Origin of the sequence: Iodobacter violaceini (assembly GCF_011601265.1) — a bacterium.
In the GTDB taxonomy this organism is placed as follows: Bacteria; Pseudomonadota; Gammaproteobacteria; order Burkholderiales; family Chitinibacteraceae; genus Iodobacter; species Iodobacter violaceini.
Genome location: NZ_JAAOLX010000005.1, coordinates 155421 through 171660 on the forward strand (window position 1 = coordinate 155421; position 16240 = coordinate 171660).

The 16240-nt window shown below is 50.3% G+C and carries 15 protein-coding genes; 6 read left to right on the forward strand and 9 right to left on the reverse strand.

The features are described 5' to 3' along the window. Positions 1 to 148: 148 nt before the first annotated feature. The 3 genes from HA050_RS11025 (at position 149) to HA050_RS11035 (ending at position 3163) form a co-directional block, all read left to right on the forward strand. Positions 149 to 652 carry a Spy/CpxP family protein refolding chaperone gene (locus HA050_RS11025; protein ID WP_166825812.1) on the forward strand — a complete coding sequence of 168 codons (504 nt, stop codon included), beginning with the start codon at positions 149 to 151 and terminating at the stop codon, positions 650 to 652. A gap of 82 nt (positions 653 to 734) precedes the next feature. Continuing rightward, complete coding sequence (locus tag HA050_RS11030) at positions 735 to 1421, forward strand: response regulator (RefSeq protein ID WP_166825815.1); 687 nt, start codon at positions 735 to 737, stop codon at positions 1419 to 1421. Positions 1422 to 1921: 500 nt separating this feature from the next. Continuing rightward, on the forward strand, positions 1922 to 3163 hold the full coding sequence (locus HA050_RS11035; protein WP_166825818.1) for a HAMP domain-containing sensor histidine kinase: 1242 nt from the start codon (positions 1922 to 1924) through the stop codon (positions 3161 to 3163). A 320-nt stretch (positions 3164 to 3483) separates the two neighbouring features. Here the strand turns inward: HA050_RS11035 and HA050_RS11040 are convergent, their stop codons facing one another. Then, entirely contained in the window at positions 3484 to 3972 is a 489-nt protein-coding gene (locus tag HA050_RS11040; RefSeq protein ID WP_240929042.1) for a GNAT family N-acetyltransferase, read from the reverse strand. 3 nt (positions 3973 to 3975) lie between these two features. Next, on the reverse strand, positions 3976 to 4755 hold the full coding sequence (locus HA050_RS11045) for a substrate-binding periplasmic protein (RefSeq protein WP_166825820.1): 780 nt from the start codon (positions 4753 to 4755) through the stop codon (positions 3976 to 3978). Between the two features lie 126 nt (positions 4756 to 4881). Between HA050_RS11045 and HA050_RS11050 the strand changes: the two genes are divergently transcribed. The 3 genes from HA050_RS11050 (at position 4882) to HA050_RS11060 (ending at position 7107) form a co-directional block, all read left to right on the forward strand. Then, the gene (locus HA050_RS11050; protein WP_166825823.1) at positions 4882 to 5415 is read left to right on the forward strand and encodes a chorismate--pyruvate lyase family protein; all 534 of its coding nucleotides are present in this window, start codon (positions 4882 to 4884) and stop codon (positions 5413 to 5415) included. A 74-nt stretch (positions 5416 to 5489) separates the two neighbouring features. Beyond that, complete coding sequence (gene ubiA / locus HA050_RS11055; RefSeq protein WP_166825825.1) at positions 5490 to 6368, forward strand: 4-hydroxybenzoate octaprenyltransferase; 879 nt, start codon at positions 5490 to 5492, stop codon at positions 6366 to 6368. A gap of 64 nt (positions 6369 to 6432) precedes the next feature. Beyond that, a complete protein-coding gene (locus HA050_RS11060; protein WP_166825828.1) occupies positions 6433 to 7107 on the forward strand; it encodes a hypothetical protein in 675 nt (224 codons plus the stop codon). Between the two features lie 37 nt (positions 7108 to 7144). Here HA050_RS11060 and HA050_RS11065 read toward each other — a convergent pair whose 3' ends face one another. The 7 genes from HA050_RS11065 to glgC all read right to left on the reverse strand — a co-directional run bounded on the left by HA050_RS11065 (position 7145) and on the right by glgC (position 16230). Next, on the reverse strand, positions 7145 to 7693 hold the full coding sequence (locus HA050_RS11065; RefSeq protein WP_099397068.1) for an NUDIX domain-containing protein: 549 nt from the start codon (positions 7691 to 7693) through the stop codon (positions 7145 to 7147). A 304-nt stretch (positions 7694 to 7997) separates the two neighbouring features. Then, on the reverse strand, positions 7998 to 8459 hold the full coding sequence (locus tag HA050_RS11070) for a very short patch repair endonuclease (RefSeq protein WP_166825830.1): 462 nt from the start codon (positions 8457 to 8459) through the stop codon (positions 7998 to 8000). Continuing rightward, positions 8386 to 9813, reverse strand: coding sequence for a DNA (cytosine-5-)-methyltransferase (gene dcm, locus HA050_RS11075; protein WP_166825833.1), 1428 nt, complete (start codon positions 9811 to 9813; stop codon positions 8386 to 8388). The genes HA050_RS11070 and dcm overlap by 74 nt, the downstream gene beginning before the upstream one ends. A 242-nt stretch (positions 9814 to 10055) precedes the next feature. After that, positions 10056 to 12503 (reverse strand): glycogen/starch/alpha-glucan phosphorylase, encoded by a 2448-nt coding sequence (locus tag HA050_RS11080; protein WP_166825836.1) that lies wholly within the window; start codon positions 12501 to 12503, stop codon positions 10056 to 10058. Positions 12504 to 12533: 30 nt separating this feature from the next. After that, the gene (locus HA050_RS11085) at positions 12534 to 13193 is read right to left on the reverse strand and encodes an HAD family hydrolase (RefSeq protein ID WP_166825839.1); all 660 of its coding nucleotides are present in this window, start codon (positions 13191 to 13193) and stop codon (positions 12534 to 12536) included. An 84-nt stretch (positions 13194 to 13277) separates the two neighbouring features. Then, positions 13278 to 14714: a glycogen synthase GlgA gene (gene glgA, locus HA050_RS11090; RefSeq protein WP_166825842.1), complete on the reverse strand. Its 1437-nt coding sequence runs from the start codon at positions 14712 to 14714 to the stop codon at positions 13278 to 13280. A gap of 247 nt (positions 14715 to 14961) precedes the next feature. After that, positions 14962 to 16230 carry a glucose-1-phosphate adenylyltransferase gene (gene glgC / locus HA050_RS11095; RefSeq protein WP_166825845.1) on the reverse strand — a complete coding sequence of 423 codons (1269 nt, stop codon included), beginning with the start codon at positions 16228 to 16230 and terminating at the stop codon, positions 14962 to 14964. Positions 16231 to 16240 lie beyond the last annotated feature (10 nt).

The window sequence follows — 16240 nt, forward strand, 5'->3', positions numbered from 1 at the left end:
AGCCATCAGATGCATTTCGCAGGCACTGCTCCAGAGGCCCATCTACACATAACTTTACACAAGCAACACATACGCTTTACCCCGTGCGGCTATTCTGCAGTTGTTGCAAGTCTTCTTGCAAAACCAAACAACATCTGAGGAAATCACCATGTTCAGCGCACTTAAAGCCAAATTTCAACATCGCCATATGAAACGCCGTGCAGCTATTATTGCTGTAATGGGGCTTTCTTTAGGCGGTTTAGCCTATGCAGCAGCACCTGACAATTGTGGCGGCGGGCCGGGCATGCGCCACGGCAATCCTGAGCAAATGCATAAAATGATGCAGGGCCGCTTAGATAAAGCGCTGCAGGAAGTTGGCGCAAGCGATGCACAAAAAGCCCAGCTCAAACCGCTGGCAGAGCAAGCGTTTAAAGAAATGCAAACGCAACGGGCCGCAATGCACGAAGACAGAGATGAGCTGCGCAAAGCCTTAAGCCAGACCACAGTAGATGCCGCACAGCTGGAAACACTGCGCGCAGCTAAGATGAAGGCGATGGATGAATCATCCCGCAAACTGACCGCCATTCTTGCCGAAGCCAGCAAAATCCTGACTCCGGAACAAAGGCTTAAACTGGTTGAAAAAATGGACAGAAAAGGCCGCAAGCACGGTTAAGCAGGCATTTTAAAATAATCATCGTTTCAGCCACGAATCATCGTGGCTGAAACTTCTCCTACATAAGGCACACAGGAATCGCATGCCCAGGCAGCTCTTACTGATCGACGACGATGAACGCCTTACAGCAATGCTGGCTGAGTATTTGCGCCAGCAAGGCTTTACGGTGGAGGTGGCACACGATGGTAAACGCGGCTTAGCGACCCTCGCCAGCCGCAGCTTTGATGCGCTGATTTTAGATTTAATGCTGCCCGATGCGGACGGTCTGGATTTATGCAGGCAAATCAGGCAAACCCACCCGCTGCCGATTCTGATGCTCACCGCCAGAGGCGATGTGACCGACCGGATTGTGGGGCTGGAATTAGGCGCAGACGATTATCTCGCCAAGCCCTTTGATGCCAGAGAGCTGCTCGCCCGATTACGCGCCATCTTGCGCCGCCAGCACAGCACAGACAGCAGCAGCCAGCTCACTTTTGGCAATATAGAAATCGACGCCGACGCCCGCAGCGTCATGGTTGCGGGGCAGGCATGCAGCATCACCAGCTACCAGTTTGATTTATTACTTTGCCTTGCCCGCCACGCCGGAAAAGTGCTGAGCCGCGAGCAAATTTTAGATCAGGTACGCGGTGAAACGCTGGAAGCCTTTGACCGCAGCATCGACGTACACATCTCCAAACTTCGCGCAGCGCTGGGCGACGATTCCAAAGCCCCAAAACGCATCATCACCGTGCGCAGTGTGGGCTATGTATTTGCTAAAACGGAGGATTAATGGCTGCGTCACTTTGTGGATAAACCCAAACCTGTCAATCTTAACCAGATGCTGCCGCACAAGGATTGCATCATCGCAGGGCGGGTGAAACCGACTTCTTTTCAGCATCGCTCGCGGGTTGCACCCCATAGGCGCTAAGCAAAATCAAAAAGATCTTTTTAGTGCCTGCGGCATGTAGATTTTGGAGCGGTAGCCACCGCAGGGCCTTCCTTTCTTGCTTCGCCAAGAAACGAAGCCAAGCGACAACAGCAAAGCACGAAGGCCCCTTCGCTGTGGACATTCGGGTCGGCGGCGGGCGGGATTGGCTCGTTCCTCGCTCCCTTGCCGAAACCCCGCCCCGCTTGTTCCTCGCTTCGGCGTGTTTCAAGGGGACTTTGAAGCCCTATGCAAAGAACGTAGCTATTATGCTTTTTTGCTGTTTGCTAAAAAAACAATTTAGTTAGCGCGTATGAGGTTTCTCCCGCCCTACATCAAATATCACCCAACTAAAAGGACTCCTCGTGCGGCATAAGCTTTACTGGCAGATTTACTTTACCGTTGTCGGCAGCCTGGTGTTATTTGCACTTCTGGCGGGGCTGCTTTATCAATGGCATGACGATCAGCCGCCCAGGCGATTAATCCACGGCACGGCTAATTTGCTGGCTGCGGCGCTTCCGCCTGCTGATCGGCCGGTCAGCGAGCAAGCCGCCGCTTTTACCCTGCTGACGCAGGAATTCGATATTCCCATCAGCCTCTATGCAGCTGGCGGGCAAATCATTGCCAGTGTGGGCGAGCCTTTGGACCTCATGCAGGGTAAGCCGCGTATTTTTCAATTACGCCTGCCTGATCAGCGCCTGATTCTGGTCGGCCGTCCGCCGCATAGAGAAAAAAGCCCCGGCTTACTGGCAGGTTTTGCCATGCTGGCGCTGGCTATTGCGATTGCAGCCATCCCCCTGACACGCAAGCTGACCCGCCGTCTGGAAGCGCTCGCCAACCAGCTGGATGCTTTAGGTGAAGGAGATTTCTCTGTGCGCTTACCAGTGCATGGCAAAGACGAAGTATCGCGGCTGTCGATGCGCTTTAACCGCGCCGCCGGGCAAATTGCCGAGCTGCTGAGCGCACATAAAAACCTGCTGGCCCATGCCTCGCATGAATTGCGCTCACCGCTGGCCCGCCTGCAAATGGCCGCCACCCTGCTGGGCGATCATGCCCCTGCCCATTTACAGAAAGAGCTGAGCCAGAATATCAGCGAGCTCAATGAGCTGGTCGAAGAGATACTGCTGATGAGCCGCCTTGATGCGCGGCCGGAAAGCCTGCAAACCCAGCATATTGATTTACTTGAGCTGTGCCAGATTGAAGCCGTGCCCTACCAGGCCAGCGTAAAGGGGGCGGAGACCGAAATCGAAGCTGATCCGCGCCTCTTAAAACGCCTGATCCGCAATCTCTTAGAAAATGCCAGGCGCTATGGCGCAGCGCCATTAAGCATCCGCATTGATTCCGTGGCGGATGGAGTGCAGCTTTATATTTGTGACCAGGGCCCGGGCATTGCAGCGGCCGCGCAGCCCCATATCTTCGAGCCCTTTTACCGCCCGCCCGGCACGCCCGAAGGCAAAGGCGGCCACGGCCTTGGGCTGGCGCTGGTGAAACGCATCGCCGAGCATCACGGCGGGGACGTTGAATATCAAACGCCTGCGGAAGGAGGAAGTTGTTTTAAGGTGAGTTTGAAGCGGCAGTCTCAGACAATATTAAAATATGAGAGTTAAAATCGTCCCATTTTAAGTGAGCAGGAGCCTGAAATTTTGAAAAAAAATCACCAGCGTATCCTGCCACTTCTCTATTTTATTTTTTCATTGATAAGTCTTTGCTTCAGCGTTGCTGCTTTCTCACTTGCTGCAATAGCGTATTCATATTCTGTAAGTGAAAAACATGAATTTTTGAGAGTTTGCTCAAATTCAAATATGTCTGACTGCACCGAAATCAACTGGCCCGCCTCTTTATTGCTTGGTTTATTTTGCCTGTTGATGGGGCTAATTTTTTTTAAACGCTCCAAACGCAGTAAATAAATTAAATCAGCCCTTACATACTATTCAGCCAGCCACTGATACATCACCAGCGTATCCACAAAACCCAGTTGCTTATGCCGGTAAGCTTTAGGCACCCTGCCAATCACTTCAAAACCCAGCTTTTGCCACAGCGCCACGGCCACGGTATTGCTTGAAACTACGGCATTAAATTGCATGGCTTTAAAACCCAGCGCTAAGGCCCGCTGTTTTGAATGCTGACACAGCGCTTTGGCCACACCTTTGCCTCTGGCTGCATCTGCCACCATATAGCCGCAATTGCTTACATGTGCGCCCGGGCCGCTGGCATTGGCTTTAATGTAATAAGTGCCAAGCACCACACCATCTGCCAGCGCGGCATAGGTTTCGGCAGGCAGGGTGCACCACAGATCAAAGGCCTGCTGCTCAGTTAAGCCGGAATCAAATGCATAGGTTTCTTCTGCCTGAATAATTGCAGAAAATACGGGCCAGAAGCGGGAGAATAATTCGGGGGTCATTGCAACAATATTCATTCATTATTTCTCGCGTAAATAAACAGGAATGCGTTTTTTTAATAACTTATCACGCTCATCGCCTATTTTTTTCCAGATACACGTTGCCAGACCAGGGTGCTCTGCATAAAAAGATTTACTAAAAATTAAAAAATAATCTTTTGTACTGATATCCGGCTCTAAGCGCCTTATTTTAAATTTTTTATGCTGCTCTAAAAAAGCATCGCCCACATTTTGCTGGGTTGCATAGGCATCAATACGACCGGCATTTAATTTGGCGAAGTTATTTTCAACACTGAGCGCCGCTTCAAAAGGAATATTAAACCGCTCCAAATCTTTAACAACCGACCACCCCATATTAGCCCCCACTTTCCCCTTTAAACCCGTCAGGCTCTTCCCGTCCCAAGCCAACTTTGATGACTGATTGACAAAAAAAGCGTAACTCAGCGTGGTTAAACGCTGGCTGTGATCAGGTAAATCATCACGCATAGGATAAACAGCAAAGGTGGCACGCTCCCCGGTATAAGAGAGCATAAGCACGCCCTGAATCAGGTTGCTTTTTAAACTGTTCAGTAATCGCAAAGGCGGATAACGCTCGATATCCGGCACGATACCGCAATGCGTTGCTGCAGCACGTACCTGTTCAATTGCAATCCCTGGTAAAGGCTGTAACTGCAGGCTGTCTCCCATAATATAAGGAGGAGATGACTGCTGATTCACCCCGATACGCAGCGTAATCTCTTGCGCGGCAGCCACCGGCAAAAACACTAAAAAATTGATTCCCAAAAACTTTACTTTATTCATTTTTCCAGCTTAGCAGCAAAGCGTTAAAACTCCCGCTGCTCATCCCATCAAACTAATAAATATGCCAGCACACAAGCAAGCTGACACTGCTTATAATCTAGCCTCTGTTTACCCTGGCGCATTTTTATGTCTTTGCCGCATTACTGGCGCACTCCTCTTTGTCTTGCCCCCCGCCCTCTGCACCCATGGCTTACCGAACGCGGTTCTCTGACTGCCATGCTGATGGCGCATTTTCCTGACATTACTGTCCGGGTGCTGTTTCAGGGCTGGCAAAAAGCCCATCAGGACGAAGCAGATATACTAGGCCCAAAAAGCCACATCGCCTGCCGCGAAGTGCTGCTGCAAAGCGGACAAACGCCGCTGGTTTACGCCCATAGCATCACCAGCGGATCAGCTTTACGCAAGGGATTTCATTTATTTGGCCGCACCGGCAGCCGCCCATTAGGCGCTTTACTCTTTGCTGATCCCACCATCCGCCGCTCCGGCCTGAGCTGGTGCTGCATTGATCAGTGCCATCCGCTCTGGAAAAAAGCCCATGCCGCAGTGGGCAAATTACCGAAAAAGCTATGGGCAAGGCGCTCGGTCTTTTACGCAGGACACGACAAACTACTGGTGACCGAAGTATTTCTGCCTGCCCTTTGCCAATACACCCTTGCCTGAAAAACCATGGCAGGCTTGTGCCGCCATTCACCTTGACGCCAGCGCTTTACGGCAGCAAAGTAAGCGCATATTTTATGAAGCTGACACACCCTATGCTATCCCGTCTTCCTGCTTTCGCCCGCCTGATGCGTATCGACAAACCCATCGGCACTTTATTACTGCTCTGGCCTACCTTATGGGGGCTGTGGTTTGCCAGCAATGGCCGTCCCGATCCTGTGCTGTTGCTGATTTTTTGCATGGGCACCTTTTTAATGCGCGCCGCAGGCTGCGTGATCAACGATTATTGCGACCGTGATTTTGATGGCCATGTGGCACGCACCCATGCCCGGCCCTTAGTCTCTGGCGAAGTGCGTCCTAAAGAAGCGCTCCTTCTGGCCGCAGGGCTGGCAGCCACCGCATTTTTACTGGTACTGCCTTTAAACAGGCTGACACTGCTGCTTTCTGTCCCCGCCGTATTTCTGGCAGGCTCTTACCCGCTGACCAAACGCTTTCTGGCCCTGCCGCAAGCCTATTTAGGCATCGCCTTTGGCTTTGGCATCCCCATGGCCTTTGCCGCGCAAACCGGCAGCGTGCCTGCATTTGCATGGATCTTACTGCTGGCCAATATTTTATGGACCATCGCATATGATACCGAATACGCCATGGTTGACCGGCCCGACGATTTAAAAATCGGCATCAAAACCTCTGCCATCACCTTTGGCCGCTTTGATGTGATTGCGGTGATGCTCTGCTTTACAGGCTTTATTGCCCTGATGGTATGGCTGGGGCTGCAAAGCCAGCGCGGCCTGATTTACTTTATCTCGCTGCTGATTGCCAGCGGCCTGATCGCACAGCAATACAGCCAGATCATGGCCCGCGAACCCGCAGCTTGCTTTAAAGCTTTTCTAAGTAACAACAGGGTGGGCGCGGTGATTTTTATGGGTCTGGTTTTAGATTATGGGCTTAGCCACTGATTTCATGGAAAGTAGCGGTCTGCTCTTCTCCCGATGAGCCCCTCTGCCGACGGAGACCTCCCGAATGAAAAAGATCATCACCGCCCTGCTGCTCACCTGCCTGAGCACGGCTGCTTTTGCAGAAGTAAAAAATACAAAAAACCTGCCCGGCCATTATTATCTGCAAGGCATACGTGAAGTAGGCTCTGAGCTATTACTCGGCCAGGATGGTAAGTTTCAGTGGATGACAAGCTATGGCGGCTTCGATCAATTTGCCCATGGCTCATGGCATCTGGAAAAAGATAAAGTGATACTGGTATCCAGCCCACAGGCTGAAAACCCGGAATTTCGCTTATTCAGCGATGAAGAAATGCGGATTAATAAGCCGGCAGAAGCAGGAACATGGGTAGCCATCACCGGCGTGCCCGGGCTGGGGCCCATTCCTGGGATTGAAGTCAGATTTGAAAGTAAATCGGGAAAAATATCAGATGCCATCACAGATAAAAATGGGGATGCCATTATTGAGATGCCCGAAAGTGAAGAGTGGGCCAGAGCAGCACTTCGCAAAGGTAAAAGCGCCTGGCAATGGTTTGACATCCCTGCAGAGCGCCGTCAGGAAAGGCTGGCCGCTTTTGCCAGCCTGGACAGAAACCAGGCAAGGCCGGTGCCATTTGAAAAGCTGCCACTGCAAATAGAAGAAGACGGCTTACGTATTGTTGATGACAGCGTTCCGGCGCGGCTTATTTACGTCAAGCAATAACCCGCTTATGCACAGAGCCTGGCTGGCTCTGTGCTCATCAGCCACGCAGCATTTTCTCTGCCCAGAAAATCCCGGCAACCGTTTTACCATCGGTAATCGATCCATCCAGCACGCCAGCAATCAAATCATCAAGGCTGACCGCCACGCATTCTACAAACTCACCTTCATCCAGCTGAGGCTTGCCCGCCGTTAAGTTTTGCGCCAGGTAAAAGTGAATTTCTTCATTGGTGTAGCTGATAATCGGATGGTGAACGCCCAGCTTTTGCCATTCTTGCGCGGTGTAGCCGGTTTCTTCCAAGAGCTCGCGCTGGCCGCAAGCCAGCGCATCCTCACCTGCATCCAGCTTGCCTGCAGGAAACTCCAGGTACACGCGGTGCATAGGGTAGCGATATTGCCGCTCCATCAGCAGCTTGCCGTCCGGCAAAACCGGGATAATCATCACCGCACCGGGGTGAATCACATATTCACGCGTGGCCTGGCTGCCATCGGGCAGGCGTACGGTATCGCGGTTGATATGCAAAAGCGCGCCATCAAAAACCCGCTCGCTGCTGATTTTTTCTTCAATTAAATGTTGATCTTTTTGCATGGATTCCAGCATTTCAGTCGTTAAAAAGTTTTACAGACACAGCGCTGAACAAACCGCCGCTGCTTATCATCTCTTTCGTGCAATGGTTTCATCATCACGCTTATTGCAGTGCTGCAGCAATTTACCACGGTGGCTATGCAGTATGTGCTGAATACCCTTGAATACGACGGCTGCTTAATATGGGTGTGTGCAAGGGCTTGTAACCGGAGCCTGCCTGTTTTGCTGACAGTCCGGCGGTAAAATCAATCCTTCAGTCTGAACTCTGCCCGGGCCATTATTAATAGCGCACTGGCACCTTATTCATTCACGGGCTGAAGTCGGCCACGCCGGCAACCGGGCAAACCAGCTGTTCTTCAAGGCTCGCCAGTATCCGCCGGCTAACCTCCGCCAGCCCCGGCCCTGATGAGCGAAGGCTGCATTCCCACACGATAAGCACCCGCCAGCCCAGCGCGGTTAATTGTTCAGTATTGCGCTGATCCCGTTTGCAGTTGCCGCTGATTTTTTCACGCCAGAATTCAGAATTAGTCTGAGGAAGGCGAAAATATTTGCAGCTGTGGCCATGCCAGAAGCAGCCATGAATAAAAATCACAGTCCGAAATTTTGGCAGCACAAGATCCGGCTTGCCGGGAAGATCAGCCCGGTGCAGCCGGTAGCGGATACCGGCTGCATGAAGGCTGCAACGAATCAGCCTTTCAGGGCGTGTGTTGCACGAGCGGATCGCCCGCATATTCTTGCTGCGGGTGGCCGGGCTGTGTACGTCGCTCATCGATATCCAGCCGAAGTTGTTCATATCTGGCGGCAATTGCGGCTGTAATACGGGGCTGCATCAGCCTGGCAATCGCTGAAAATACCGGCACAACAACAGAGTTTCCAAACTGCTTATAGGCCTGCGTGTCTGAAACCGGAATTCTGAATTCACTGTGTCCTGCGCTGTCATACCCCATCAGTCTGGCGCATTCACGCGGGGTAAGGCGGCGGGGCCGGTATTTAATATTTTGCGGATCGTAAAAATCTTTGCTCTGATCAAAGCCACGATCAATCAGAATTTCAGAGCCATCTTTGTAATAACGTGCGGACAATGTACGGGTGATATCGTTTTCTTTAACAAGGCCATAACCAAAACCATTGCCTTTGGCTTTATGCTTGATCGAATAATTAAAAAGATATTCCCACAGTTTTTCAGTCAGGATGTACTTGCTGTCCACCTGCGGCTCCAGAATATCCCCCAGAACAGGCTTCACTTTTGGAAAAAAGCGGCTGATATCCCTCAGGGTAAAGCCATCATGAATGCCCAGGTCTTTACGAAAGCCCACCAGCGCAATCCGCTCCCGGTGCTGGGGAACAAAATGCTGGCCGTCCACAATTTTCGGGTCGGCAGCGCCATCGTCATGGGCATCTGCCACCCAATAACCCAGCTCATCCAGCGCTTCCATAATCACTTTAAACGTCTTGCCCTTATCATGACTTTTCAGGTTTTTAACGTTTTCCAGTAAAAAGGCAACCGGGCGCTTTACTTCCAGGATTTTGGCCACATCAAAAAACAGCGTTCCCTGGGTTTTACATTCAAATCCATGCACACGGCCCATTGAATTTTTCTTGGAAACCCCGGCAATAGAAAAAGGCTGGCAGGGAAAGCCCGCCAGCAAAACATCATGATCCGGAATCATCCGGTGAATATTCTGAAACACCTCTTCAGCCGTCACATCTTCCCGGTCGCTCAGGGTTACTTTACGGATATCATCGTTAAAGCGGTGCAGCGGGTCTGCATAGTGATTGGCTTTATAGGTTCTGACCGAATAAGCATTCCATTCGCTGGTAAATACACAGCGCCCGCCTGCAGCCTCAAAGCCTTTGCGGATACCGCCAATCCCTGCAAACAAATCAATAAAATCAAAACCAGGCCGCCGGTAATGGGCTGGTCGTGCGGGCAACAGGCTTTGCAGGGCTTCAAATTCATGCTGGCTCAGGCGTGGCTGAGCTTTGCCATTGATCCAGCGGCTGAGAGTCTCCCGGCTCCAGTGCCCGGGTGTGATGTCGTCCAAAAACCCTGCAATAAACTTTTCGTCATATATTTCTAAAACGGACTGGAGAAGTCTTAATTCTTCATTGTGTTCGGACATGCCGGTAAACCTTCGCGCGGGGTTAAATCTATGGCGTATTTTCACACAATTAACCCGGCGACTCCAGAACGAGCGTTCTGTCTTGTCTGCGTGTTTTTACCCTGTTTGCTTTAAAGCTAAAAACAAGAGCTTGCAGCGAAAGGTATTTTTGCCCGCTGATAAAATAACACTGCAAATACGGCCATGGATAATCATAAAAAGATGTAATCCATTTTATTGAGCACCACTCACTGCAGCAGCCATTACAATTTAACGCTGCTGCTATTCCATATTTTACGGGCGTATTCGCTGATACTGCGGTCTGATGAAAAACGCCCCATTCCAGCCACATTCAGCAGGGCTTTTTTATGCCATTCAAATGGTTTTAAATACAGCGCATCAGCTTTTGCCTGCACTTTGACATAATCTGCAAAATCCGCCAATAATTGATAATGATCGCCCCAATTCACCAGCAAATCAAAAATGACCCGATAGCGCTCTGGCTCTTCCGGGCTAAAAAAACCGGATGCAATCTGATTTAAAACCTCATGCAAAACCGGATCGGCCTCATATATCGCACGCGGATTATAAGATTCCTGCCGCAGACGCTGCACATCATCGCTATTATTGCCAAATATAAAGATATTATCTGCACCCACTGCCTGGCCAATCTCAATATTTGCACCATCCAGTGTGCCAATTGTGATGGCACCATTTAGTGCAAATTTCATATTGCCTGTGCCCGAGGCCTCGGTGCCTGCGGTAGAGATTTGCTCGGATAAATCGGCCGCCGGAATAATGATTTCAGCAAGGCTTACACTATAATTGGGGATAAACACCACCTTCAGCTTATCGCCCACACGGGCATCATGGTTTATTTTTGCACCAATATCATTAATCAGATGAATAAATAATTTAGCCAGTTTATAGGCCGATGCAGCTTTCCCGGCAAAAACCACCACCCTTGGCACGATGGCCGCATCCGGATTTTTTAAAATAAAGTTATAACGGGCAACCACATGCAACAGATTAAGTAATTGCCGTTTATATTCATGAATGCGTTTTACCTGCACATCAAATAAAGCATCCGGCGAAACCATACCGCCTAAATGCGTGGCGATATAGCGCACTAAGCGCTCTTTATTGGCCCGCTTCGCCTGCATAAAATCAGTAATAAACGCTTCATCCTCAGCCAGAGGCTTTAACTCGGCTAATTCATCTAAATTAACCCGCCATGTTTTGCCTATTTTCTGATCAATTAATGCCGCCAAAGGCCGGTTGGCCTGAGCCAGCCAGCGCCTTGGCGTAATGCCATTGGTGACATTAGTAAAACGCTCTGGGTAAATTCGTGCAAAATCGGCAAAGATAGTCGACTTCATTAATTGCGAATGCAAGGCTGAAACGCCATTGACTTTATGGCTGGCCACTACGGCAATATAAGCCATACGTATTTTGCGCTCACCCGATTCATCCACCAGTGAAACACGGCGAATTAAATCTGCATCATCCGGAAAGTGCTGTTTTACCTCTGTAAGAAAACGTGCATTAATATCAAAGATAATTTTTAAATGCCGGGGCAGCCAGTGTGCAAACATCTCTACCGGCCAGGTTTCCAGCGCTTCACTCATTAAAGTATGGTTGGTGTATGAGAATATTTTCTGCGTATATCCCCATGCGGTATCCCAATCAAGATGATATTCATCCATTAAAATGCGCATTAATTCCGGCACCGCCAGTACAGGATGCGTATCGTTTAAATGAATGGCAGTTTTATTAATCAGCTGATTAAAATCTTCATGGGTCAGTAAATAACGGTGCACAATATCTTGTAAAGACGCTGAAACAAAGAAATACTCTTGCCGCAGCCTTAATTCTTTACCATGCTGGGTAGAATCATCGGGGTATAAAACCCTGGAAACATTTTCACTATGGTTTTTCTCTTCTACCGCAGCAATATAATCACCCTGATTAAACATATGTAAATTAATACTGCGCGAAGCCCTGGCCGACCAAAGCCTGAGCGTATTGGTTGCCGTGGTCTGATATCCCGGAATTATATAATCATAAGCCATGGCCAATACATCCTGTGTATCCAGCCAGTGCACCGTATTGCCAGTGGCTTCTATACGCCCGCCAAATTGCACTACATATTGCACTTCATCTCTGGGGAATTCCCACACATTTAAAGCAGACAGCCAGGTATCGGGCGCTTCTACTTGCTGGCCATCAATAATACGCTGCTTAAACATGCCAAAATCATAGCGAATACCATAGGCAAAACCCGGCACGCCCATCGTGGCCATTGAATCTAAAAAACACGCAGCCAGCCTGCCCAGGCCGCCATTACCCAAAGCCGCATCCGGCTCGTAATCCAGAATCTCATTTAAATCCACACCCATTTCATCAAGTGCTTCTTTAACCGGCTCGAATAATTCCAGCGCCAATAGCGCATTGGATAAAGCGCGGCCAATCAAAAACTCCATCGATAAATAATAAACCCGCTTTAAATCCTGAGAATACTGCGCCCGCGTGGTGCGCATCCAGCGCTCCACCAGCCTGTCCCGCACTGCCAGAAAAGTGGCATTCAGCCAGTCTTTAGGCTGGGCCACAATCGGATCTTTGCCAATAAAAAACACCAGCTTATTGGCAATAGCATGCTTTAAAGCATCGCTGTCATTACCGGGTGAATCGTATTCAAAAGATACCGTCATGGGGCGCTCCTTTAATACTGCAGCAATCAACTATGTGATAAGACCCAATTCCTCTAATGCACTGATCAGGTTTTTGCCTGGATGATGCGGCTCAATTTGAAAAGTGCGCATGCCTAATTCTTGCGCCGGGCGAATATCTCTGATTAAGCAATCACCAATCATGGCTGCATCAGCAGCCTTCACACCCAGCCGATCAAGTGCAAATTGAAAAATGCCGTGTGCTGGTTTCCAATAGTTGCAATCCATGGGGGTAATGACTGCATTTACATGAAAATCTAAATTCATTTTTTTTGTTTTATATTGCTGCTGCTCACGATCACCATTGGTGATAATGACTTTAGGAATATCTTTGGTCAGCGCAAAAAAATCGGCAACTTCCGGAAAACAGCGCCATGAATTTTCATAAGTGATTAAATAGGGTAAAAATGCATCATCAGCGGCCTGAGCGGATAATTCTTGCCCTAAGAATGCTTGCACTCTTTGCCTGCGTTGCTCAAGAAATGATAATTCTCCACGCTCAAATTGTTGCCAGTATTTTTTTGAAACTTCCCGCCAGTGTCTGAATAAATCAGCCTGATTTAAATCAGGCAGCAAGGCCTTATTTGCATCAATAAAAGCGGTGAGCGCCTGGTTGCTGGCGTATTGATCATCGAGCAGGGTGTCATCCAGATCCAATAAAATTGCACGCATATTTTTCCAATCATTAATTTAATCAAACATATCACCCGGTGAACTCCCCCTTCTGGTTTTCTCCGTGCCTGCAAACCTTTTTTCTTATTCCCCCAACAATTTTTCATACAAAGCCACATACTGCGCGGCCGCAGCGCTCCAGCCAAAATCGGCCAGCATGGCACTGCGGCGGGTGGTTTTCCAGTCTTTAGGCCGATGCCAGAGAATAAAGGCGCGGCGCAGGGCTTTTGTCAGGGCAGCGGTATTAAAGTCATCAAAGACAAAACCGGTAGCGCTGGCGTCTTCCAGGTTTTCCAGGCTGCTATCAATGACGGTATCGGCCAGCCCGCCAACCCGGCGCACCAGCGGCAGTGCACCGTATTTCAGGGCGTAAAGCTGGGTGAGGCCACAGGGCTCAAAGCGGCTGGGCACAAGTAACACATCGGCGGCAGCCATAATGCGGTGCGAGCAATCTTCGTCGTAGCCAATTTGCACGGCTATTTGTGCAGGGCTGGCTGCGGCCGCGGCTTTAAAAGCATCCTCCAGAGCCGTATCGCCCCCGCCTAACAACACAAACTGCCCGCCACGGCGGGTGATTTCATCCAGCGCGGCCAGCACCAGATGCAGGCCTTTTTGCTCGGTCAGGCGGCTGACTACGGCAAAGAGCGGCTGATCGCTGCGTTGATCCAAACCCATGCGTATTTGCATATCCAGCTTGCATTTAGCCTTGCCCTGCATTTTTTCGAGGCTGAAATTAGCAGCAATCAGCGGGTCAAGATTCGGGCTCCAGACCTGATCGTCTACGCCATTTAAAATACCGGTCAGATCAGCTTTTCGGGTTCTGAGCAGGCCATCCAGGCCGCAGCCCTGCTCATCATGGGTGATTTCGCTGGCGTAGCGCGGGGAAACAGTTGTGATATGGTCGCAAAAATACAGCCCTGCTTTCATAAAAGAAATCTTGCCGTGAAACTCCAGCCCTTCCAGCGAAAAAAACCCTAGCGGTAGTTTTAAACTGGCAAAGGCTGAGGCAGGAAACACGCCCTGATAAGCCAGGTTGTGCACCGTAAACACGCTTTTTGCAGGCCGCCCCGCAGCCACTAAGTAAGCAGGCACAAGGCCCGCATGCCAGTCGTGCGCATGCACCAGCTCTGCACGCCAGTATGAATCCAGCCCGCTGGCAAGCTGCGCAGCCACCCAGCCCAAGAGGGCAAACCGCAGATGATTATCGCTATAGGGCTGCTGCCCCACATCAAGATATGGGCTGCCGGGGCGATCAAAGCAATGCGGCGCGTCGATCACATACACAGCAATGCCGCTGTCAGTATGGCCAAATAAAATCCTCACCGGCCCCGCCATGCTGTTAACGGCAGCCACTTCACCATCAATATTCAGCCCCGCCAAAATCGCCGGAAAGCCCGGCAGCAGCACGCGCACATCGCAGCCCAAAGGAGCCAGCGCCAGCGGCAAAGCCCCCGCCACATCAGCCAGCCCTCCGGTTTTTAACAGCGGAAACAGCTCAGCACAAACATGTAACACGCGCATAAATGGCTACCCTTAGCTTGGTTTTTACAACAATTCTGCTGACACAAAGAACACCGAAAAAACCTAAGATGATGACCGGTTTTTTAATACGATTAATTTACTGTGTCGTGGTTTTGTGCAGTGAGTGCTACTTACTGGTTGCTACAAAGCATTTTTTCACCTGTGCATATTGGATTACGCCGATTTATCCGCCAAAACCTGCGAATAAACCAGCTACCCCAAGCTGCGCCTCACTCCTGATCTCTGATCACAACTTAGCCAGCATTTCCCTCGTCACCAGCACTACGCCGCCTTCAGAGCAGTAAAAGCGTTGCTCGTCTTTGCTGCGGTCCTCGCCAATCACCGTGCCTTCCGGGATCTGGCAGCCGCGGTCGATTACGCAGCGGCGCAGGCGGCTGGAGCGGCCTACGGTTACCGAGGGCAAAATCACTGCTGAATCAATGGTGCAAAAAGAATGCAAACGCACTTTAGAAAACAGCACCGAGTTATTCACCAAAGAGCCAGAAACAATGCAGCCGCCAGAGACCAGCGAATTTAAAGTCATGCCGTGGCTGCCGTTGATATCCTGCACAAATTTTGCAGGGGAAAGCTGCTCCTGGTGTGTCCAGATTGGCCAGTTTTTATCGTAAATATCCAGCTCTGGCAGCACCGAAGCGAGGTCTAAATTGGCCTCCCAATAGGCATCTACCGTACCGACATCCCGCCAGTAGGGCGCGGCACTGGCATCGCTCGATACGCAGGAGGCGCTGAACGGATGAGCCAGCGCAAGGCCTTCGGCCACAATGCGCGGAATAATATCTTTACCAAAATCGTGGGAGGATTCTTCATCGGCCAGATCTTCGGCCAGCATGCGGTTAATATAATCGGCATTAAAAACATAGACGCCCATCGATGCCAAAGCTTTATCGCTTTTATTGGGCATGGCGGGCGGATCGGTAGGTTTTTCAATAAAGGCGGTGATTTTTCGCTCTTCATCCACGGCCATTACCCCAAATGCCGATGCATCAATTCTGTCGACTTCGATGCAGGCAATGGTGCACGCGGCATTGTTTTCAACGTGATCGAGCAGCATGCGGGAGTAATCCATTTTATAAATATGGTCCCCCGCCAGAATCACCACATATTGCGCTCTGTAGCTGCGGATAATATCCAAATTCTGAAATACTGCATCGGCCGTGCCGCGATACCAGTGTTCTTCATCCACCCTTTGCTGCGCAGGCAAAAGATCAATAAATTCATTCATTTCATTACGCAAAAAAGACCAGCCGCGCTGTAAATGCCGGAGCAGGCTGTGCGATTTATATTGGGTAATCACGCCAATGCGGCGAATGCCAGAATTCAGGCAATTAGACAGGGCAAAATCAATAATCCGGTATTTGCCACCAAAATGCACCGCAGGCTTGGCGCGGTGATTGGTTAAATCTTTTAAACGCGAGCCACGGCCACCGGCCAGCACCAGTGCCACTGCCTGATTGGGGAGCTGGCGGGCTAAAACCAGCTTATCAATTGCTTCCATCTCACCACTC

What these genes read in the sequence shown, in the direction of transcription:
- dcm (WP_166825833.1), bottom strand. Translation starts at nt 9,813, where the DNA reads ATGTCCGAACACAATGAAGAATTAAGACTTCTCCAGTCCGTTTTAGAA.
- HA050_RS11085 (WP_166825839.1), bottom strand. Translation starts at nt 13,193, where the DNA reads ATGCGTGCAATTTTATTGGATCTGGATGACACCCTGCTCGATGATCAA.
- HA050_RS11040 (WP_240929042.1), bottom strand. Translation starts at nt 3,972, where the DNA reads ATGAATATTGTTGCAATGACCCCCGAATTATTCTCCCGCTTCTGGCCC.
- glgC (WP_166825845.1), bottom strand. Translation starts at nt 16,230, where the DNA reads ATGGAAGCAATTGATAAGCTGGTTTTAGCCCGCCAGCTCCCCAATCAG.
- HA050_RS11050 (WP_166825823.1), top strand. Translation starts at nt 4,882, where the DNA reads ATGTCTTTGCCGCATTACTGGCGCACTCCTCTTTGTCTTGCCCCCCGC.
- HA050_RS11070 (WP_166825830.1), bottom strand. Translation starts at nt 8,459, where the DNA reads ATGAGCGACGTACACAGCCCGGCCACCCGCAGCAAGAATATGCGGGCG.
- HA050_RS11065 (WP_099397068.1), bottom strand. Translation starts at nt 7,693, where the DNA reads ATGCAAAAAGATCAACATTTAATTGAAGAAAAAATCAGCAGCGAGCGG.
- HA050_RS11030 (WP_166825815.1), top strand. Translation starts at nt 735, where the DNA reads ATGCCCAGGCAGCTCTTACTGATCGACGACGATGAACGCCTTACAGCA.
- HA050_RS11080 (WP_166825836.1), bottom strand. Translation starts at nt 12,503, where the DNA reads ATGACGGTATCTTTTGAATACGATTCACCCGGTAATGACAGCGATGCT.
- ubiA (WP_166825825.1), top strand. Translation starts at nt 5,490, where the DNA reads ATGAAGCTGACACACCCTATGCTATCCCGTCTTCCTGCTTTCGCCCGC.
- HA050_RS11060 (WP_166825828.1), top strand. Translation starts at nt 6,433, where the DNA reads ATGAAAAAGATCATCACCGCCCTGCTGCTCACCTGCCTGAGCACGGCT.
- glgA (WP_166825842.1), bottom strand. Translation starts at nt 14,714, where the DNA reads ATGCGCGTGTTACATGTTTGTGCTGAGCTGTTTCCGCTGTTAAAAACC.
- HA050_RS11045 (WP_166825820.1), bottom strand. Translation starts at nt 4,755, where the DNA reads ATGAATAAAGTAAAGTTTTTGGGAATCAATTTTTTAGTGTTTTTGCCG.
- HA050_RS11025 (WP_166825812.1), top strand. Translation starts at nt 149, where the DNA reads ATGTTCAGCGCACTTAAAGCCAAATTTCAACATCGCCATATGAAACGC.